Source organism: Gammaproteobacteria bacterium, from assembly GCA_040183005.1.
Classification (GTDB): domain Bacteria; phylum Pseudomonadota; class Gammaproteobacteria.
The window spans coordinates 137921-157980 of sequence record JAMPIW010000004.1; the positions used below are offsets into that span (position 1 = coordinate 137921).

General features: G+C 56.9%; 19 protein-coding genes and 2 pseudogenes. 9 read left to right on the forward strand and 12 right to left on the reverse strand.

Annotated elements, in window-relative coordinates; genetic code table 11:
- Positions 1-65: 65 nt before the first annotated feature.
- The 8 genes and pseudogenes from M3A44_04770 to M3A44_04805 all read right to left on the reverse strand — a co-directional run bounded on the left by M3A44_04770 (position 66) and on the right by M3A44_04805 (position 8152).
- On the reverse strand, positions 66-719 hold the full coding sequence (locus M3A44_04770) for a glutathione S-transferase family protein (GenBank protein ID MEQ6340970.1): 654 nt from the start codon (positions 717-719) through the stop codon (positions 66-68).
- Positions 720-752: 33 nt separating this feature from the next.
- Positions 753-1817: a glycolate oxidase subunit GlcE gene (gene glcE / locus M3A44_04775; GenBank protein ID MEQ6340971.1), complete on the reverse strand. Its 1065-nt coding sequence runs from the start codon at positions 1815-1817 to the stop codon at positions 753-755.
- A 4-nt stretch (positions 1818-1821) separates the two neighbouring features.
- Positions 1822-3291, reverse strand: coding sequence for an FAD-binding protein (locus tag M3A44_04780; GenBank protein MEQ6340972.1), 1470 nt, complete (start codon positions 3289-3291; stop codon positions 1822-1824).
- Positions 3291-4598, reverse strand: a complete 1308-nt coding sequence (locus M3A44_04785) for a four-carbon acid sugar kinase family protein (GenBank protein ID MEQ6340973.1) — start codon at positions 4596-4598, stop codon at positions 3291-3293. Before M3A44_04785 ends, M3A44_04780 begins: the two co-directional genes overlap by 1 nt.
- The gene (locus M3A44_04790) at positions 4595-4948 is read right to left on the reverse strand and encodes a DUF86 domain-containing protein (GenBank protein MEQ6340974.1); all 354 of its coding nucleotides are present in this window, start codon (positions 4946-4948) and stop codon (positions 4595-4597) included. The genes M3A44_04785 and M3A44_04790 overlap by 4 nt, the downstream gene beginning before the upstream one ends.
- Positions 4938-5240, reverse strand: coding sequence for a nucleotidyltransferase family protein (locus tag M3A44_04795; GenBank protein ID MEQ6340975.1), 303 nt, complete (start codon positions 5238-5240; stop codon positions 4938-4940). Before M3A44_04795 ends, M3A44_04790 begins: the two co-directional genes overlap by 11 nt.
- Before the next feature lie 114 nt (positions 5241-5354).
- Positions 5355-5546: pseudogene (locus tag M3A44_04800) on the reverse strand (helix-hairpin-helix domain-containing protein).
- Between the two features lie 398 nt (positions 5547-5944).
- Positions 5945-8152: a phosphoketolase gene (locus tag M3A44_04805; GenBank protein ID MEQ6340976.1), complete on the reverse strand. Its 2208-nt coding sequence runs from the start codon at positions 8150-8152 to the stop codon at positions 5945-5947.
- Between the two features lie 92 nt (positions 8153-8244).
- On the opposite strand from M3A44_04805, the gene M3A44_04810 reads away from it, so the two are divergent.
- Positions 8245-9012, forward strand: coding sequence for an IclR family transcriptional regulator (locus tag M3A44_04810; protein ID MEQ6340977.1), 768 nt, complete (start codon positions 8245-8247; stop codon positions 9010-9012).
- 77 nt (positions 9013-9089) lie between these two features.
- Here the strand turns inward: M3A44_04810 and M3A44_04815 are convergent, their stop codons facing one another.
- The gene (locus tag M3A44_04815) at positions 9090-9428 is read right to left on the reverse strand and encodes a hypothetical protein (protein MEQ6340978.1); all 339 of its coding nucleotides are present in this window, start codon (positions 9426-9428) and stop codon (positions 9090-9092) included.
- A 243-nt stretch (positions 9429-9671) separates the two neighbouring features.
- On the opposite strand from M3A44_04815, the pseudogene M3A44_04820 reads away from it, so the two are divergent.
- Both M3A44_04820 and M3A44_04825 read left to right on the forward strand, forming a co-directional pair.
- Positions 9672-9920, forward strand: a pseudogene (locus M3A44_04820) (IS1595 family transposase).
- A gap of 281 nt (positions 9921-10201) precedes the next feature.
- Positions 10202-11212 carry a hypothetical protein gene (locus M3A44_04825; protein MEQ6340979.1) on the forward strand — a complete coding sequence of 337 codons (1011 nt, stop codon included), beginning with the start codon at positions 10202-10204 and terminating at the stop codon, positions 11210-11212.
- A gap of 66 nt (positions 11213-11278) precedes the next feature.
- On the opposite strand, the gene grxD is transcribed toward M3A44_04825, so the two are convergent.
- Both grxD and M3A44_04835 read right to left on the reverse strand, forming a co-directional pair.
- The gene (gene grxD / locus M3A44_04830) at positions 11279-11611 is read right to left on the reverse strand and encodes a Grx4 family monothiol glutaredoxin (protein MEQ6340980.1); all 333 of its coding nucleotides are present in this window, start codon (positions 11609-11611) and stop codon (positions 11279-11281) included.
- A gap of 108 nt (positions 11612-11719) precedes the next feature.
- On the reverse strand, positions 11720-13498 hold the full coding sequence (locus M3A44_04835; protein ID MEQ6340981.1) for an N-acetylglutaminylglutamine amidotransferase: 1779 nt from the start codon (positions 13496-13498) through the stop codon (positions 11720-11722).
- 184 nt (positions 13499-13682) lie between these two features.
- Between M3A44_04835 and M3A44_04840 the strand changes: the two genes are divergently transcribed.
- The 3 genes from M3A44_04840 (at position 13683) to mscL (ending at position 16242) form a co-directional block, all read left to right on the forward strand.
- On the forward strand, positions 13683-15005 hold the full coding sequence (locus M3A44_04840) for an OmpA family protein (GenBank protein MEQ6340982.1): 1323 nt from the start codon (positions 13683-13685) through the stop codon (positions 15003-15005).
- Positions 15006-15088: 83 nt separating this feature from the next.
- A complete protein-coding gene (locus M3A44_04845; GenBank protein ID MEQ6340983.1) occupies positions 15089-15802 on the forward strand; it encodes a DUF481 domain-containing protein in 714 nt (237 codons plus the stop codon).
- 38 nt (positions 15803-15840) lie between these two features.
- Positions 15841-16242, forward strand: coding sequence for a large-conductance mechanosensitive channel protein MscL (mscL, locus tag M3A44_04850; GenBank protein MEQ6340984.1), 402 nt, complete (start codon positions 15841-15843; stop codon positions 16240-16242).
- Positions 16243-16282: 40 nt separating this feature from the next.
- On the opposite strand, the gene M3A44_04855 is transcribed toward mscL, so the two are convergent.
- Positions 16283-16978, reverse strand: a complete 696-nt coding sequence (locus M3A44_04855; protein ID MEQ6340985.1) for a response regulator transcription factor — start codon at positions 16976-16978, stop codon at positions 16283-16285.
- 179 nt (positions 16979-17157) lie between these two features.
- Between M3A44_04855 and sodB the strand changes: the two genes are divergently transcribed.
- The 3 genes from sodB (at position 17158) to argF (ending at position 19982) form a co-directional block, all read left to right on the forward strand.
- Complete coding sequence (gene sodB, locus M3A44_04860; GenBank protein ID MEQ6340986.1) at positions 17158-17739, forward strand: superoxide dismutase [Fe]; 582 nt, start codon at positions 17158-17160, stop codon at positions 17737-17739.
- A 148-nt stretch (positions 17740-17887) separates the two neighbouring features.
- Positions 17888-19051: an acetylornithine transaminase gene (locus M3A44_04865; GenBank protein ID MEQ6340987.1), complete on the forward strand. Its 1164-nt coding sequence runs from the start codon at positions 17888-17890 to the stop codon at positions 19049-19051.
- Between the two features lie 22 nt (positions 19052-19073).
- Positions 19074-19982, forward strand: coding sequence for an ornithine carbamoyltransferase (gene argF, locus M3A44_04870; GenBank protein MEQ6340988.1), 909 nt, complete (start codon positions 19074-19076; stop codon positions 19980-19982).
- Positions 19983-20060: the final 78 nt, after the last annotated feature.

Consider the following 20060-nt stretch of genomic DNA (forward strand, 5'->3'; position numbering starts at 1 on the left):
AATGCTTCACAAAAAAATCGTATTCCCCTCTTTTCTCAAGAGGGGCGAGGGTCAAATGTAGGGTGTTAGTACTCGTATTGCTCAATCACTTCAGCTTCCTCGCGTGCTGCGGCATACCATTCCTGCATGGCAGGCAAGACCTGCACCGCTTTGACATATGCGGCGCTGACAGGATCAAGCGTCACGTCATAGGTAATAAAGCGAGTGGTCACTGGCGCGAACATGGCGTCGGCGATACTGAACTGACCGAATAGCATATCCCCGCCACGGCCAAAACGCGCGCGGCAGTCATTCCAAATGGCCGTAATGCGGTCGATATCCTCCTGCACGCCGGGCGCACGGCCCTTGCCAGGATAGCGTTTCCGGCAATTCATGGTCATATTCTGCCGCATATTGGCAAAACCGGAGTGCATCTCCGCACTCACCGAACGTGCCACCGCGCGCGCTTCCTTGTCTTTTGGCCAAAGCAAGCACTCGGGAAACTGCTCTGCAATGTACTCACAGATCGCCAGCGAGTCCCATACCGTCAGGCCGCCATCTCGTAAGGCGGGCACCTTGCCCGATGGCGAGTATTTGAGCATTTCCGCCTGCCAATCCCCGACATATAAAGGGATTCTCATTTCCTTAAACGGAATGCCGACGTGCTTCAGCAGCAACCAGGGACGCAATGACCAGGACGAATAGTTTTTGTTGCCGATAACAAGAGTCAGTTCACTCATACACAACCTCCTTGCTTACCGTTGATGACTGGATCACAAATCCGAATACATCCGACCCAAGTTGAGAATCCCGTGAGGATCGAACGCCGCCTTGAGCCGCTGGTGCAGGGCCATTAAAGCCGGAGATAAGGGATGAAACACCGCCCCCTGGCGGTCGCCACCACGAAACAGGGTGGCATGGCCGCCTGCCTTGGCGGTGAGCTCACGGATCGTCGTAGCGGCGCTGCTTGTCTTGAGCCAACGCTGCGCACCGCCCCAGTCTAGCAGCCATTCTCCAGACAGGTCGAGCGGCGGTGTTGCGGCAGGCACCGATACTCGCCACAACGGGGCATCGCCCTGAAAGAAGGTGCATGTATGATCACGCACATCACGCCAAAAGACCGCACCATCGGCAACTAATTCTCCACCCAGCTTTTCACGCGCGGCATTCAGCGCCGCCGTGCTTCCTGAAAGGCGCAAATACAGCCTCCCGCCATCAAATGCCGCGCCGGAGAGCGGCAGCGGCTGGCCCGCCCAGGCGTTCATACGTCGGATTGCATCAAGCTCTGAGGATTCAAACAGCAGTGTCTGTTCAGATTCAGGACGCGGCAGCACCTTGAGCGAAACCTCAAGCAAAACCCCCAGCGTGCCCAGGCTGCCCGCCATGAAGCGCGACACATCAAAGCCCGCGACATTTTTCATCACTTGGCCGCCGAAACCCAGGATTTCACCCTTACCGGTCAGCACCTTGACACCCAGCACGAAATCGCGCGCGCTGCCTGCATAGGGCCGACATGGACCGGACAGGCCCGTGGCAATGGCGCCACCTAAGGTGGCGGCGTCTGTGAAATAGGGTGGATCGAAGGGCAGCATCTGGTTGTGCTCGGCGAGCAAGGACTCGACATCTGCAAGCCGGGTGCCCGCACGGGCGGTGATGACCAGCTCGGTCGGTTCATAACTGATCACGCCTCGGTGCCCTGTCACAGACAGAGGATCACCCTGTGGCGCGCGGCCATAAAAGATCTTGCTGCCACCGCCTACAATCTGCAAGGGGCTGCCTTGCGCCATAGCCTCAAGCACATTGGCCTGGAGCGCGGCACTGATGTCGGTATCAGGCATCGTTTTAAAACCGTTCAAGTTCAGGATGAGATAGCTTGCCGCCATGCACGTGCATGGCGCCGAACTCGGCGCAACGGTGCAGGGTGGGTACAGCCTTGCCTGGGTTGAGCAAACCTTGCGGATCAAACGCATGTTTAACCGCGTGAAACTGGGTTAGCTCGGCGGGCGCGAATTGATGGCACATCTGGCCGATTTTCTCCATGCCCACGCCATGTTCTCCGGTAATGGTACCGCCCACCGCGATGCATAGGTCGAGGATCTTGCCGCCGAATTCTTCGGTGCGCTCCAGCTCGCCGGGCTTATTGGCGTCATACAGGATCAACGGGTGCAAATTGCCGTCTCCGGCGTGAAAGACATTGGCAACCGGCAGGCCATACTCTTTCGAGAGTTCGGCGATACGCGAGAGCACCTCAGAAAGACGCTTGCGCGGGATAGTGCCATCCATGCAGTAATAATCAGGCGAGATACGCCCCACTGCCGGAAACGCGGCCTTGCGCCCTGCCCAGAACTTGAGGCGCTCGGCCTCGTCGCGCGCGGTACGCACCTCGGTCGCGCCCGCCTGCATCAATATCTCACGCACCTTGAGTATCTGATCGGATACTTCTTCGTTCGCGCCGTCCACCTCGCACAACAGAATCGCGGCGGCGTCCACCGGATATCCCGCATGTATGAAGTCTTCAGCGGCGCGTATCGCCAAATTGTCCATCATCTCCAGGCCACCGGGGATGATACCCGCGCCGATGATACTACCCACCGCCTCGCCCGCTTTCACCACATCGTCGAAGGCTGCCAGCACCACCTGGGCGCGCTCGGGCTTGGGTAGCAGCTTTACGGTGACCTCAACGATCACTCCCAGCAGCCCCTCAGAGCCGGTCATCAGCGCGAGCAGATCGTAGCCTGGGCCATCCAGCGCGGCACCGCCAATTTCCAGCAACTCGCCGTCCATGGTCAGCACCTTCAGCCCCAGTACATTATTCACCGTGAGGCCGTATTTCAGGCAATGCACCCCGCCGGAGTTTTCCGCCACATTGCCACCTATGGTGCAGGCGATTTGTGAGGAAGGGTCGGGGGCGTAATACAATCCATAGGGCGCGGCCGCCTGCGAGATGGCGAGATTTCTCACCCCCGGCTGTATGCGGGCGATGCGGTTTGCAGGGTCAACTTCAAGAATGCGCATGAATTTAGCCAGGCTCAACACCACGCCATTGGCCAACGGCAGCGCCCCACCCGATAAACCCGTGCCCGCACCGCGCGCCACCACCGGCACACTCATGTCATGGCATACACGCAACACCGCGCGCACCTGCTCTACCGTCTCCGGCAAGCACACCACTAGCGGCAGTTCGCGGTAAGCGGATAGGCCGTCACACTCGTAAGGGCGTAGATCTTCCGCGTCGGACAAGACGGCACTGGAGGGCAGGATGCGGCACAGGGCCGCGATTAATGCCTGAGTATCGAACGCCAATGTTTTCATTAACCGGGCAACATAAACCGTCGGCACACCAACGCCAGTGTATCGTCATCCCCCACATTCCCCGGAAAAATCACCACCGGCATATCCGGAAAACGCGGATGATCGGCAGGACAGCGCACTACCGAAACACCGGGCGCGACCTGGCCGAGAACGCGAGCAGCGCGTAATGCAAGGCCAGTGCTTAGCATGTCGTTGGAGGTGATGCCACCCTTGCCGATCAGGAAACCCAGCTCTTGTGGCAAGTTGCGTATCACATCCATCAACAGTGCGGAGACCGCTTCGCCAAAAGCCAGGCGTGTTTCCTGATCGGGGAATTGCACCTCACCGCGACTCGTATACACCACGGCGGTTTTGCCGGTTTCATACGCTGCTCTGATGTGCTTTAGCGTGTCTTTCAACACGGCATCACGCTCTGCTGGAATCCGCCGCACGTTGACTTCAACGCCCATAACGCCGACCTCGTCTAAAAGTCTTGCCAACTGGCGGCTACTCTTGTCTACGTGAGAACCAACAATCACGGCACCGGGACGATGATTGCGCGTGAAACGGCTCATTGCCTCGGCAGCCACCGGCTGGGGTGGCAAGTCAGCCAGCGCCTTCACCAGGCTCGCCGCGCTACGGAACAAGAATCGCTTGCCCTGGCCTGCCGCCACACGTACATCCGCAGTGAAGCGCGCCAGGTCGTCGTAATTTTCAGCATCCACCGCGCCACAACGATTGCCTTCCAGGGCCAGTAACCTATCAAGCACGCCATGACGAATGTCCGCCAACAGAAAGCGCTCGACCTCACCTGCTGAAATACGACCGCCCGTCTTTTCTTCCACATAATCGGGGAGGTAGCTGTGGCGGTAGCCAAACACCGAGTCGCGTGCAAACTCGGTTTCATGAACGGGGACATCCACGCCATTCACTTTGAGGTAATGGATGCTGTCACGGGTAACGCGCCCGCCCTCGAAGAAAGCAGGGACAAGAAAATGCGCATCGAACGGCCCGAGTTCTGCGGCGATCACATCGGTTTCGACCGGGTAGTGACCGCGCAACGTCGAATCGGAGCGACTCACCAGCACGGGGTTGATACCTGTTCCATTCAGCGCTATTTTCAGATTGCGGCACACATCACTCGTCACTTCCGCAGCACGCTCGGCACTCATGCCTCGCGTGTTAGTCAACACGAAGAACAGCGGCGCGGCATCGCTCAACGCCTCTTTGAGGGCATTGACATCCCAGCGCGTAAGCAACAGGCAACCATGAACTGTCTGTGAACCGGTGGGGTCGTCGTCAAGGACGATGATTTTGGTTGTGGTCATTGCGCGGCCTTTGGAAACTCAAGCTGTAGAATTTTGTCGATTTGTTCTTCAAGTACAAATACATCTTCAGTGGCGGTTGTCCAAACGATATCCCAGTTGACCGCGAAATAGGCATGAACGGCGATATTACGGAATGCAATGATATCTGCCCACTCCACATCAGTATAACGAGCCTGAAACTCCTTGGGAATTCGTGCTGCCGCTTCGCCAATCATGGTCAATTTCTGGAGCACCGCGCTACGCACCAGATCACTTCCCTGAAAGCTGGAATAGTCGATATCAGCTAAAAACTTTTTGATCGCCTCAGCCGCTTCAACAATATCCTGCAGATAAAGCTCTTCACGCCGCATACAATATCTGCCTCTCTTGCATGATCTGTAACTCAATCACTGGCTTTAATCCCTTCTTGGGTACGAGATCAACAGGGCGATGAAACAAATCCGAGAGTTCGCGCTGCATGCGTGACAACGCCATAAACCCAACCTTTGCTTCGGGCTTAAACTCAACAAGCACATCCACATCGCTATCCGGCCTGAAATCGGCGCGCGTCACAGAGCCAAACAGCGCAAGCTCACGAACGGCATTTCGCTCGCAAAAAGCGGAGATGGTTTCAAGATGCACGGTAAGAGTAGGATGGATCATATCGTCACCTGTTAGCGATTAAGCTGGCAGACGCTCACTAAAAAATTACATTGTGTTGCTACGCAACGCTGGGTAGTTACCCAAAAAGCGCGAACCCACCCAGCATTTGGTTGCTCACTTCTGCTTGGCAATGATCTTGTCTTTGATCTTGTCATAGACCGATTGGGGAATGATTTTGTTTTTCACCAGATCATCCTTGGCCTTGTATGGACGCCCTTTTATGATGTCCTTGGCCCTGGCCTCACCTACGCCGGACAAAGTAGTCAACTGCTGTTCAGTGGCTGTGTTGACATCAAGCTTTTCCGCATCAGCGGCAACAGAAACATTAATGCTGAGGATGGCCAGCGCGGAGAAAACGAGCGCGGAAAATAATTTTTTCATTTGATTTCCCTTCATGGACGTTGATGGAGTGATGTATCAGGCGCAGCACACAGAGCCTGCGTCTGACACTTTAACCTAAAAACGGCAGTTGGACGGGGTGGAGTGTGCGGTTTTCAGGGTGCAGGGCAAGGCGCGACGACGCGGAATGGTTGTTCCATTCCAAGGAGTTGCAACGCTGCCATGCGCACTGAAAATCGTGCGATCCGCTCCGTAGCGGCCTCACCAAACAGGTGAACCTGCATGATATGATGAATCTTATTAAAAGAATATTGTTAGCCGCCCAGAAAAGCGGCCAACTGCCATTTTTAGGTTTACACCCTACATCAAACCCCTGCCAACTCTCGTGCACGCTGCGCCAGATTATCGCCTGTCAATCCGTTAAAGCTCATGATCTCCGCAGGCGAGGCTGTGGTTTCGCCGCGCTTCCAGGCGAAAACATCACGCTTCGGCGCGCGGGTGCGCAACATGACCGGCTCCAATGTGCCGCTGGGTCCACCGCTCACGCCCAACAGCACATCGCCATCGAACAGTGCGTTGAAGTGATCGTCGTCGAGGAACAGATTGTCCGGCTCCGAGCAGGTGTCCCAGGCCACATCAGTGGGGCGATAGAGGCGACGCGGGTTGACCACGGCGACGATCTTCACGCCAAAGCCCGCAGCCTTTAATTTTTCCGCTGCCTCGAACACAGGCAGCAGGATCATGTCACCCACCACAGCAAACACCACGGTCTTCGCGCCAGAGTGATCAAGCAGAGTGATCGCACCGTCCGCCAACGCGCGGCGGCTCTGTTCCAGCGTGGTGCGGATCGGCAACGGACTCTTTGACGCAGTGATGATAATACCCTTGTTATAGCTGTCCAGCGCCCAGGCATAGGCAGCCTGGATCATGTTGGCGTCCACTGGAAACACCGGGAACAGGTTGCCGTTGCGCATCATGGCGGCGAAATAGGCCTCGATCTCCGGGCGCTGATGTGTCCAGCCGTTACGACCCTGCTCCAACGCGCCGGCGGTAAACAGCGTGACAACGCTGGGTGTCTTGCGGCGCAGTTCGGCCATGGCCTGGGTCACGGTCTGAAGAATCGGCAGGCCGTTGATGGCAAAACTCTCATAGGAACACCACAGGCTGCGGCTGCCGAACAGCGCCAACCCCACTGCCAGACCCGCACAGGCGTCTTCGTTGAGTGGCTCGTATACCTGACCGTTAGGAGTCTGGTGATACAGGGCATCTTCCGTGGGATGACGAATCTTCAATGCCTCGTTGATGTTGCCGATGCCGGAGGCCTCGTTGCCGTCAGCATTGGTCACCAGAAAGCGCGCGTCCTGCTTACCCACTGCACCCACCAGCGCACCCATCGCCGTGGTCGGCGGCTTGTTCTCACCCAGCGCAAACTCCTGCAAGGGCAAATGGGTGATCGGTGTCAGCGCCAGGACGGATTCTGTCACTGCGGTGCGCGCGGCAGGGCCACCACCGGCGCGGCTGAAGTTGTCACGCACAATCTGCCACGCCTGCGGGGCGAGTGCGCGGCGCTTGAGCCCTTCCACAACATCGACGTTTTCAAGCGTGTGCTGGGGATAAAGGTTGTGTGATTTCGCACCCAGCGCATGCACACCCGAGCCCTTGAGCTGCTTAACAATAAAGGCCGTGAGCTTGCCGCCCAGCGCGGACTGCGCCGCCTCATTCATGGTTTCCAGCATGGCTCGCGTGAATGCCAGGCGATTTTCCATCGAGAAGCGGGTGCTATCCACAAAAGCACCGCTCTGCCCCGCGTCATCAAAATTCTTGGCATCCACCAGATACACGGACTCAAAGCCGTGTCCCTTCCAGTAGGCAATCATCTCCTCGTCGGTGAACAGCGAGACCATTGCGTGATGCTCCTGGCTGTAGCCATTCCAGATCAGCACCGGCAGGAAGTTAGTGATAGTGGGAAAAGCAACGTGGAAGTGCATCATGGCATTCAGGATGTACGGCTCGCCCATACCGCCATCGCCAAGCGTGAAGGGGAACAGCGTGCCGGGGTGCAGCATCGCACCCGCCATGGCGAAATGCTGACCCTGCCCCAGCGGACCCGCAGGAGCAAGAATGCCGGGAATGGCGCCAGAGAGGTGACCCAGCAAACCGTGCTTCTCACGGAAGCGCGCACGCAGATCTTGAACCGTATTGATGCCCATCTCCTCCAGCGAGGAGTCCATGAACATGGCGCTGTAAAAACCGGGTGCATGGTGGCCCACTTCGGTGACGATATTGGTGTGTCCCAACATCACCAGCGAAGTGTAGGCCTCAGCGCTGCTAGCAAACCCGCCCGGATGGCCGGAAGCCTTGGAGCCCGTCATTTGCAGGGTAAGATAGCGCAACGCATCCGCCCCCAGCAGGGTTTGGAATGCCGCGCGCGGATCGCTGGGGTCAGCCACGGCGCTCTGCCCTGCAGCGATGACCGGATGTGCGGCATATTCATCTGAACCTGGCAGGGCTTCGGCGAAGTACTGAATGCCTTCACAGAAAGCCGGGATGCTGATTGCGGTTGGGGTACCCATGGCGACGCTCCTAAGTTATACAAAAGAATGTTGCAAATATAGTATCCCCCTGTATATTATTTCGCAATATGTAATAGTTTTCATAATGTGAAATGAAAGAAAAAGCCACCAGCTCCATTCAAGTCATAGACCGCATGGCCCAACTGCTGGACGCCATCGCCCAAGGGCATGGCCCCGTCAGCCTGAAAATCCTCTCCGCCGAAACCGGGCTACACCCCTCCACAGCCCACCGCATTCTGGCGGCATTAGGCGAGCACGGGTTGGTGGAGCGCACCGAGGCCGGCCAATACCGGTTGGGCATCAAATTGCTCGGCCTTGCCAGCCGGGTGGAACAACGCGTGGATCTTAAACGAGAGGCATTGCCGATCATGGAATGGCTGCGCAGCGAACTGGGTGAGACAGTAAACCTCACCGTGCGCGACGGCGATGAAGTAGTCTACGTGGAACGTGTCTCCAGCCACAAAATGATCCGCGTCGAACAAGTCATCGGTGGCCATGCCCCGCTGCATGTCACGGCAGTGGGCAAGCTGTTTCTTGCATTCGACGGCAAAGCCGCTTGTCTGGCCTATGCTCAGCGCACCCATCTTCCTGCCTACACCGCCACCACCCTCACCCAGCCCGAGCAGCTCTGGGACGAGGCGGCGTGCTCATTGGAGCGGGGATATTCTCTTGATAACGAAGAGGCCGAAACCGGCGTCGGTTGTATTGGCGTGCCGGTACTGGACGCCAGCGGAAAAATGGTCGCAGGTCTATCGGTCTCCGCGCCCATTGCGCGGCGCGGTGACGAATGGATAGCGGTGACGATTACCGCCGGCAAGCGGCTCTCCGCACGGCTGGGTTATTTTGGCGGGGAATCATGACAGACATTGGCGTCAGCCATGGAAGCGACGCGTGAGCGAGCGATGGCTGGCAACCCCGGATAGCCTCTGTCTCTTGATCACAATGTGGCACGCGCGAGCCCGCTCATTTGATAGCCCTCAAGTCGCTTCTTCAAGCGAAACCAGCCATGCCACATCGTGTCCCACCCAGGACGCCCAGTGCGCTTGGTGTCAGTAAATCCGCCCAACTTCGCGACCGCCAAGCACGCCCAACGAATCGATGGCGCCGTCGTCGGTGGCGCGCTGCGCTGGGTCGATACCCACAACACGGTCCACTCGTCTTCGTTCAGTAGCGTGTCGCAGCTCACCTGCTCATCCTCCTCCGGCGTGTCCAGCATTTCTCGCAATTGCAACAACCGCACGGCCAGAAACGCGGTGATCACTAACATCCGTTCCATGTTCGCCGTATCAGGATTCGAGTATCCAGTGGCAAGGGTTGTACAACAGCGCAAGCCTGAGTTATACGTTACGGGCCATCGCCAACCGCTGGCACATCGGGGCGAGCCTTGACACGTTTGATCTTAAACGCGCCCGCACTCTTGGGCTGGAGCTGCAATTTCAGCAGATTTTCTGACGGGAGCTTTTCGAAGCGCCGCATTAATGAATAATCAAGCCGTAGATCGGCTCAAGCGGCAGGCGGGCCGGCTCATGAATCAATGCCAGGTGTGCATCGAGTGCTTCCTTGCTTCATTGCTTCAGCGATGGCTGCTGGGCATTCACCATGGCGCTGTTCAACCTGGGCAGCTCGGCTATTATCTGGACGAATTTGTGTTTCACTTCAATCGCCGAACCTCGCGGTCACGGGGCCTACTGTTTTACCGCTTGCTTCATCAGGCCGTTACGACGTGCCGGTGACGTATGATGAAATTATCGAAAAAACCGCGTCGTGACTGCTGTGGAGTTAAAGGGATACCCCATTCCCGGAGACCAGGGAAAGAACCTGGCGTCGCATAACTGATGAGGGTTTGATGTGGATCAAGGAAATACCTTTCGGTATATGGTAAAAAGGTCAGTGTGTTCTTTCTTTCAAGCACATACCCTTTCATTTTCGGTGAAAGGGAATTCCGGATTTTGTGATCACGTTGCATCGGTAGCCCGAGCGATTTATTAGCAGCAGGGAAGAAAAAGCTGTGATTAAAATTTGAGGATCTTTAATTAAGAGGGGTGTGTCATGAGAACCAAATACTTTATGCCAGCGATAGCAATGATCTTTACCCTTGTCTTGGCGGGTTGCGGAGGAGGTGGCGGAGGCGATTTCGGCGGTCCAACACTCATCACCTACACGGGCCTCACCACCCAGGCCGTTATCACCCAGGCTAATGCCAAAAGCCTTGCTGGATGCGCTTATCAAGGGCGATCCACAGGCAGAGCGCTGGGCGGTGTCGCGGCATCGGCACAAACGAATGTGACGGACCATCAGATCAATCATCCCCTCACGCTGGTGTTATCCGAGACCTTGCGTAATGCGCTCGGAAAGATCGATGTCACTGCGCTTCCCAGGGCCAATCTTGGCGCAGCCGTTAAGACTGAGACGATCACGGAGCAAGGCAGCTGTGGCGGCAGCTTCTCAGGTAGCGCAACATACGATGATGTCACCGGAAACATTAGCAGCGGTTCGATTACCTTCAACAATTATTGTAATGAGGGTGTTACCTTATCCGGCAAGATCAGCTTCTCCGGCAAAGTAAATTTGGGGACACAGCCGCCGACGATGGAAAAATTGAGCATGAATTTCGTAGCTCTCAGCGGTAAGTCCGGCAGCGACGCCTTTACCGCCACAGGTATCGTTGCCATCGATGCGACAGCACATCCCCACGTTCTCACCACCATCAACATGGTGTCGCGCGACGACACGACGGGCAAAGTCTACAAGATAGAAAATTACCAACTGCTTGCAAGCGCAAGTCCGGGAGTCTTGGTGGATGTCAGCATGACGGGGAGATTCTATGGGCCTGATGATGGCTATGTCGACCTGGCTACGCCTCAAATACCGTTTCGTTTCTATATTAACAATGGCGTCATGGATACGACGCCTTCGCAGGGCGAGCTTGTCGTCACGGGGGACAAGGGATCCAAGGCCACATTAGTAACCCTTAATAATACTGACTATCGCATTGATGTCGATGAAAATGGAGACGGCACTCTTGAGAAGCAAATATCAGGGAAATGGGCCGATCTTTGAAAAAGAAAAGGGGCGGCTTGATACCGCCCCCTAGTAGCCTGAAGGGATCGAGGGAGGCGCAGAGTATCAGCCCTGCGCCTCCTTTTGTGCCTTCAAATCGTCCACCATCTTCTGCAACTCACCACGCTGGTAAAGTTCCAGAGTGATGTCGCAGCCGCCGATCAGTTCGCCGTTGATGTAGATCTGCGGGAAGGTGGGCCAGTTGGCGTAGCGGGGCAGGTTTTCGAAGACTTCCGCGTCTTCGAGCACATTGACAAAGGCAAAGTCGGCGTCGCAGGCACGCAGGGCCTGGACGGCGCGGCTGGAGAAGCCGCACATCGGCATCTGCGGTGTGCCTTTCATGTAGATGATGACGGGGTTGCTTTTGACCTGTTGGTCGATGACTTCTAAAATTTCCATAGATTACCTCGTGTTCAGATTGTGGCTCCGCGAAAGGCCAAGCGGTCCGGTTAAATGCGATTCTACTTGTAAATTCAGTCCAAAACAATTCCCGACATAAATGGTTGGTTATTTTGCGTCGACATTCAACTGCAACCAGCACTCCAGTAGCGCCAAGTGCCACAGTTTGCTGCCTTGCAGCGGTGTCAGGTATTTCTCCGGTGCGGCGAGCAGTTTTTCCACGTAACCGCGCTGGAACAACCCGCGGTTGCGGCATGCCTGCGAATCCAGTACGCCGCGCATGAATTCCAGGAAAGGCCCGCGCACGTACTTGAGGGCGGGCACTGGGAAATAGCCCTTGGGGCGGTCGATTACGGCATCCGGCAGACGCCCGCGCGCAATAGCTTTGAGCGGGTATTTGCCGCCTTCTCTCAGCTTCAGCTCCACCGGCATCTGCGCGGCCAGTTCCACCACATGATGATCGAGAAACGGCACGCGCGCCTCCAGTCCCCAGGCCATGGTCATATTGTCGACGCGCTTGACCGGATCATCGACGATCAGTGTCGTCACATCCATGCGCAATACGCGATCCAGAAAAGTGTCCGCGCCGGGCGCGGCGAGCAGTGCCGCCACTATTGCCGATGTATGGTCTTCACCGTGATAACGTGCGGCAACGGTTTCAAGAAATTCGGCATGGCTGCGGTCGAAATAGTGTTTGCGGAAGCGCTCCAGATCAGTGCCTGCTTCGGCCTGCATCAGCGGATACCAGAAGTAGCCGCCGAACACCTCGTCCGCGCCCTGGCCGCTCTGTACCACCTTCACTTCCTGGGAGACGCGCTCGGCGAGCAGGTAAAACGCCACGGCATCCTGGCCCACCATCGGCTCGGCCATGGCGCGTATCGCCTCGGGCAGGCGATCCAGGATGTCGCTGTTGGGGACGGTGTATTTGTGGTGGCGCGTGCCATAACGTTGCACCACCAGATCCGAATATTCAAACTCGCTGCCGCGCTCCTCTGGCTGGTCTTCAAAGCCTACCGAAAAGGTGCGCAGATCACTTACGCCCGCCTCGGCGAGCAGTGCCACCAGCAGGCTTGAATCAAGCCCGCCCGAGAGCAGTACGCCCACCGGCACATCCGCCGCGCTTAGATGGCTTTGTACCGCATTGCGCAGCGTGGTGTGGACGGCCTCTACCCATTCAGTTTCGTTCCTGGTGGTGGTTGGCCGCGTCGCATTGAGCCGCCAGTAGGTATTGAAAGTGGTGGCGCCCCGCGCATCCACCGTTAGTGTAGTGGCCGGTTCCAGTTTGCGCACGCCGTTGAGGATAGTGCGCGGCGCAGGTACCACTGCATGCAATGTCAATTGATGGTGCAGCGCAGCCGGATCAATGGAGACATCCACATTGCCCGCCGCCAGCAGGGCTTGCAGGCTGGAGGCAAAACGCAGGGTTTGCCCATTGCGGCTGTAATAGAGCGGCTTGATACCCAAGCGGTCGCGCGCAAGAAACAAGTGCTGCTTACGGCTATCCCACACCGCGAAGGCGAACATACCTTTCAGCCGCTCGACGCAGGCGGAACCCCATGCGGCATAGGCCTTGATGATGACTTCAGTGTCGCCTTCGGAAAAAAAGCGATAGCCAAGGGCTTGCAGCTCAGTGCGCAGGGTGCGGTAGTTGTAGATTGTGCCGTTGAACACCACAACAAGGCCCAGTTCACTGTCTACCATAGGCTGGTTGGCTCGCCCGGAAAGATCAATGATCGCAAGCCGCCGGTGTCCCAGCGCAACCGGGCCGGAGGAGTAACCGCCCTCGTTGTCCGGCCCGCGCCGCGCGAGCTGAGCCATCATACGTTGCAACGCTGCCAAATCGGGCGCGCCGCCGTCAAATCGCAATTCACCACAGATGCCGCACATGAAATATTCCTATGTTTTCAATATTGTTAAGGTTTGTTAATTCCAGTCTTGATCCATTGTGCCGCAAGGGATGTCTCATTACCATGTGCCACACCTTTGGGAAACGGTGTCGTGAGCTTTTTCGAAGGTGCTCGATGTCGTGAATCATAGCTATATCTAAATTATAAAATTGTGGAGAGTGATTATGAAAAAAAGAAATGTGGCCTATGCGTTAACTGCCTCGGCGGCACTGCTGGTTTGTGCTCAAGCCGGTGCGGGAGAGTCGGATAGTCGCTGGTATGTGGCGCCATCGGTATCGTTCATCGGTGCGGATGATGATCGCCAGGTCAAGAATCACCTGGGTGGACAGCTTGGCGTCGGCAGGTCGGTGAGCGACTCCTGGAATCTGGAATTCAGCGGTGTCGGCGATAATCTGCATAGAGATGATGGTGTGAACACCTTTCGGCAGCGCGGCCTGCTTCTGGATGGATTGTACTTCTTTAGTCGCAGCCCTGGTTTTTCCCCTTATGCCGTAATCGGCGCAGGTGCCCTCAGGACTACCTATTCCGGGAGCCGCAACACTAATCCTATGGCCAATGCCGGTTTGGGCGTGATGCACACCTTTAACGATTACGGTCTGGGCCTGCGTGCCGATGCGCGTTACCGCGTGGACCGCGATGACAACAGCATCCCTGCCGAGAAACGCTTTGGCGACTGGCTGGTCAATGTGGGTCTGGTGATTCCATTGGGCGCGAAAGCAGTTGCGCCGGTAGCAATGGCAGCGCCCGTCGTGGCAGCAGTGGTTGCCCCGCCCGCTCCCCCTGCTGATAGCGATAACGACGGTGTGGTGGATAAAAAAGATCGTTGCCCCAATACGCCTGCCGGTGCCGGGGTCAATGCCGACGGCTGTGAAATGGACAGCGACGCAGATGGCGTTGTGGACAGCAAGGACCGTTGCCCGAACACGCCTGCCGGTGCCAGGGTCAATGCAGAAGGCTGTGAACTGGACAGCGACGCAGATGGTGTTGTAGACAGCAAGGACCGTTGCCCGAACACGCCTGCCGGTGCCAAGGTCAGTGCCGAAGGTTGTGAGTTGGATAGCGATGCGGACGGCGTTGTAGACAGCAAAGACCGCTGCCCTGACAGCAAGGCGGGCGTCAAGGTTGATGGCAACGGCTGCGAGATCGCCGAGGTTATCGTGCTCAAGGGCGTGAACTTCGAGACGGGAACGGATCGTTTGACCAAGGACTCCATCAGCATTCTTAACGGTGTTGCCGACACCTTGTCGAAGCGCCCGGAGATCACTGTCGAAGTGGCCGGTTACACCGACAATCGCGGTTCCGCTGCGCTGAATCAGAAGCTGTCACAGAAGCGCGCGAAGATGGTTGCCGATTACCTGGTCAGCCATGGCGTAAAAGCGGATAAACTGAGCGCGAAGGGCTACGGCGCGGCCAATCCAGTGGCGGACAACAGCACTGCGGCAGGAAAGGCGCAGAACCGCCGTGTGGAACTGCATATCCTGCAGTGATAGAGTGAGAGTGTGGGTGGTTGTATCGGATGGGTTTATTCATAACTGGTGCAGCCACCCTTTTTTAATCAAGGAGAGCCGCGATGCCTATCAGAAATATTGCAGCAACAATCGTGTTATTGGGCGCCACCGTTCCGGCGATGGCGGAAGAGGCCCCCAAGCCATGGAAGGGCGAGGCGGGGTTGGGTGTGGTTGCGACCAGCGGTAATACCGAGACCACAACGGTCAAGGCCTCCGCTGGCGTGATATACGAGAAGGAACAATGGCGCCACACCGGAAAATTCGATGCCCTGAATTCATCCGACGCTGTGCGTACAACGGCAGAGCGTTACCTGCTGTCCGGCAAGAGTGATTACAAGTTTGATGAATTGAATTACATGTTCGGTTCGGTGGGTTACGAGAGTGACCGCTTTGCCGGGTTTGATTACCGTTTGACCGAAGTGTTGGGCTACGGCCGACGCGTTATCAACCAAAGCAATCTGACGCTGGACCTGGAAGCAGGCCCAGGTGCGCGCCAGACCAAGTTCAAAACCGGCGATTCCGACAGTGAGTTGATCGGCCGTGTCGCGGGCAATCTGCTGTGGAAGCTCAGCCCAACGGCGTCGTTCACCCAAAACGTGACCAGCGATTTCGGCAGCAAATCTACGGTCACCCGCTCGATAACGGCGCTCACGGCACAGGTGGCGGGTAATCTGGCAATGAAGTTATCATTCACCGCAAGGCATATCTCCGATGTGCCTGTTGCGGCGAAGAAAACGGATACCGAAACTGCGGTGACCCTGGTGTATGGTTTTTAACGGGTAAAACCGAATCAGTTTTTCAGGAGGATAATGCCATGAGCATGTTAGAAGAGTTTAAATCGTTTGCGGTCAAGGGCAACGTGGTCGATATGGCGGTGGGTATCATCGTCGGCGCGGCGTTCGGCAAGATTGTGTCGTCTTTTGTGGAAGATGTGATCATGCCGCCGATAGGCCTGCTGATCGGCGGGGTTAACTTCGCCGATCTGGCGATCACCTTGCAGGAGGCTACGGCAGGTGCGGCGGCGGTTACGGTGAAGTACGGAAAATTCCTTCAGACCATCATTGATTTTACGATTATCGCCTTTGCCATATTCATGGCGGTAAAGACCATCAACTCGATGAAGAAGAAGGAAGAGGCTGCACCGGCCGCTCCGCCCGCACCCTCTGCAGAAGAGCGGTTGCTGACGGAAATCAGGGATCTGCTACAGACCAAATAATACTAACCCCCCACTTCCCCCGTAAGGGGGATTTTTTTGCTCACGCGTCTGGTTTGACGTCGTCCGTGGTGCTTTCCAGCCGGTAGCCATGCCGGTAGATTGTGCTGATCTGCCATCCATTGTGTGCGCCGATGTCCAGCTTCTGGCGGATCAGGCTAACATGGGTATCCACGGTGCGCGTGTTCAAATCGGCACGCTGCCCCCAAACGCTTTCCAGGATATGGCCGCGGCTAAGTAACCGCCCCGTATTGCGGAACAGGAATTCGGCAAGCTCGTACTCCTTGGAGGTAAGCTGCACTGCCTGTTCGCCGTGAGTTACAGTGCGGTTGGCGCGATCAAACCGGTATGGAGAAAACCCCACCGCTTCATGCCCGCCGCTGCGGCGCTGCAACGCACGGAGGCGGGCCAGCATTTCCATCTGCCGCACCGGCTTGATCATATAGTCATCCGCCCCTGCCTCCAGGGCTTGTACGATATCTTCCTCGCGGTCGCGTGCGGTCACAAACAGAATGGGGATGTGCCAGTCCAGCCGTTCGCGGATACGTGTAACCACATCGATGCCACTTAGGCCAGGGAGTTCCCAATCAATTATCAGCAAATCAAAAGTGTCTCTCCCCAAGTCGCGCAACAAGTGCTCACCTGTGCCAAAGACATGACAGATATAGTCGGCTTGATGCAGCCACTTCTGCAGCAGGTTCACCTGGTCGGGGTCATCTTCTAGGAGTGCGATACGCAAAGGGCAGAGATCCGGGTTGATTGTGAACCATGCGTAATGTAGCAGTTTTAGTCTTGCTGTAACAATCCGGCGCTAAAGTGGGGGGCATGAAATCAGTATCTTGCATTGACGCCCGCTCTCCCCTAGACTCATTCTTATCCGTGACGCGGCGCTATCTTACATATTATGAGGAGAAATACATGGTACACGCATTGCCCGAACTGCCCTACGCCAAAAATGCCCTGGAACCCCACATATCGGCTGAAACCATCGAGTACCACTATGGCAAGCATCACCAAGCGTATGTCAACAACCTGAATAATCTCATTCCCGGCACCGAGTTCGAAAATCTCTCGCTGGAAGAAATCATCATGAAATCCTCCGGCGGCGTTTTCAATAATGCCGCGCAGGTGTGGAACCACACCTTCTATTGGCACTGCCTGAGCCCCAATGGCGGCGGCGAGCCTTCCGGGGCATTGGCTGATGCGATCAACAAAGCCTTTGGTTCATTTGATGAGTTCAAAAAGAAATTCACCCAAACCGCCATCACCACCTTCGGCTCCGGCTGGGCCTGGTTGGTGCAAGACAAGAGCGGCGCGCTCTCGATAGTCTCGACTTCCAACGCCGCCACCCCCATGACCGCCGGGCAAAAGGCGCTGCTCACCTGCGACGTGTGGGAGCATGCCTACTACGTTGATTACCGCAATGCGCGTCCCTCCTATGTCGATCACTTCTGGAGCCTGGTGAACTGGGATTTCGTGGCGAAGAATCTGGCTTCGTAATACACCTCTCTGGCGTGGGGGGTTTGCCCCCACGCAAAATACGCTGTAATATTGTTTTTTTGACCTCTATGGCAGTCTTTTGACTGCCTTTTTGTTTTGGAACGAAGCGTGAATAATTGTCATGTCTAGCAACACACAGGAACCGTTGATGAACACATATTCCCGTCAGCCCGTCAGTTTTGAGCGCGGCGCGGGGGTGTGGTTATGGGATACGCAGGGCAATAAATATCTGGACGCCTTCAGCGGCGTTTCAGTCTGCAACCTCGGCCATGCCCATCCGGCGGTGGCCGAGGCCGTGTGCAAACAGGCCGCAAAGCTGGTGCATACCTCCAATCATTTTGGAATCCCCTTGCAGGACGAACTGGGGACGCAGCTGATGCGTCTGTCAGGCATGGACAAGGTATTTTTCGGCAATTCCGGTGCGGAGGCCAATGAGGCGGCGATCAAGATTGCGCGGCTCTATGGTCATCGCAAGGGCGTCGCTGTGCCCACTATCGTGGTGACCGAGGGCAGTTTCCACGGGCGCACCCTCGCCACGCTCACAGCCACCGGCAATCGCAAGATCCAGGCGGGGTTTGAACCGCTGGTGCAGGGTTTTGTGCGTGTCCCCTATGACGACCTGGAAGCGCTACGCATCGTTGCCCGCAACAGCCCCAACATTGTCGCCGTGCTGGTTGAGCCCATCCAGGGTGAGGGCGGCGTCAATATCCCCGCTGATGACTATCTGTCCGGCGCGCGCGCCCTGTGTGACGAGCATGGTTGGCTGATGATGCTTGATGAAATCCAGACCGGCATGGGCCGTACTGGCGAGTGGTTCGCCTGGCAGCACAGTGGTGCGGCGCCGGATGTCATGACGCTCGCCAAGGCGCTGGGCAATGGTGTGCCCATCGGCGCCTGCCTGGCGCGCGGCCAGGCCGCCGAGGTGCTGCAGCCTGGTTCGCATGGCTCCACCTTCGGTGGCAACCCGCTGGCGTGCGCTGCTGCGCTGGCCGTACTCAAAACCATGGAGCAGGAAAACCTGGTCGCGCACGCCGCGGCCATGGGGGAATACTTGCTCAACGGACTGGCACGCGCCTTGGGTGATTGCAAGCATGTCACTGCGATCCGTGGCCAGGGTTTGATGATCGGCATCGAACTCAATCGCCCCTGTTACGCCCTGGTGCATCAGGCGCGTGAGCGTGGGCTGTTGATCAATGTTACGGCAGAGCGGGTGATTCGCCTGCTGCCGCCGCTGATCCTCACCGAGGCTGAGGCGGACATGATCGTCGATCACCTGGCCGTGTTGGTCCGCGACTTCGCGGATGCCGCCTGATTTATATTCGCTGGAAACTTTAATGGCCCCACGTCATTTTCTTACCTTAACGGATTTGAGCCCTGTCGAGCTTAGGGCGCTGATTCAGCGCGCGATTGAGCTCAAAGCGATGCAGCGCGCAGGAAAAATCTATGAGCCACTGAAAAACAAGGTGCTCGGCATGGTGTTCGAGAAATCCTCGACACGGACTCGCGTCTCATTCGAGACCGCCATGGCGCAGTTCGGCGGCAGCGCGATCTTTTTGTCCCCGCGCGACACCCAGCTTGGGCGCGGCGAGCCGGTGGAGGACACTGCGCGCGTGTTGTCGCGCATGGTGGACGTGATCATGATCCGCACCTATGCCCATGAACTCATCGAGCGTTTCGCCGCGCACTCACGTGTGCCGGTCATCAATGCCCTCACCGATCAATGGCATCCGTGCCAGTTGCTGGCCGACATGCAGACCTGGTTCGAGCACCGTGGTGATATCCAGGGTAAGACAGTGGCCTGGATCGGTGATGGCAACAACATGTGCCACACCTATATCAGCGCCGCCCGGCAGTTTGATTTTCACCTGCGCATTGCCTGCCCGCCGGGTTATGAGCCTGACAGCGCCATCATGGAATCCGGCGGCGGGCATGTCACGCTCATGCGCGATGCGGCATCTGCGGCGCGCAATGCCGACTTGATAGTCACCGACACCTGGACCAGCATGGGCTGGGAGGAAGAGCAGGAGAAGCGCCTGCGTGACTTTGCGGCGTATCAGGTCAATACCGGAATCATGGCTCACGCCAAGTCCGACGCCCTGTTTATGCACTGCCTGCCCGCCCATCGCGGCGAGGAAGTTAGCGCAGAAGTGATCGACGGGCCGCAGAGCGTGGTGTGGGATGAGGCGGAGAATCGCCTGCATGCACAAAAGGCGCTGCTTGAATTGTTGCTTGTACACAAATGAAATAATTGTAGTTTGGGTCAAGCGTAGCGTAGCGGACCCAACGCAGATTATCATTGGATCCGGAGCGTCCGCTCCTTG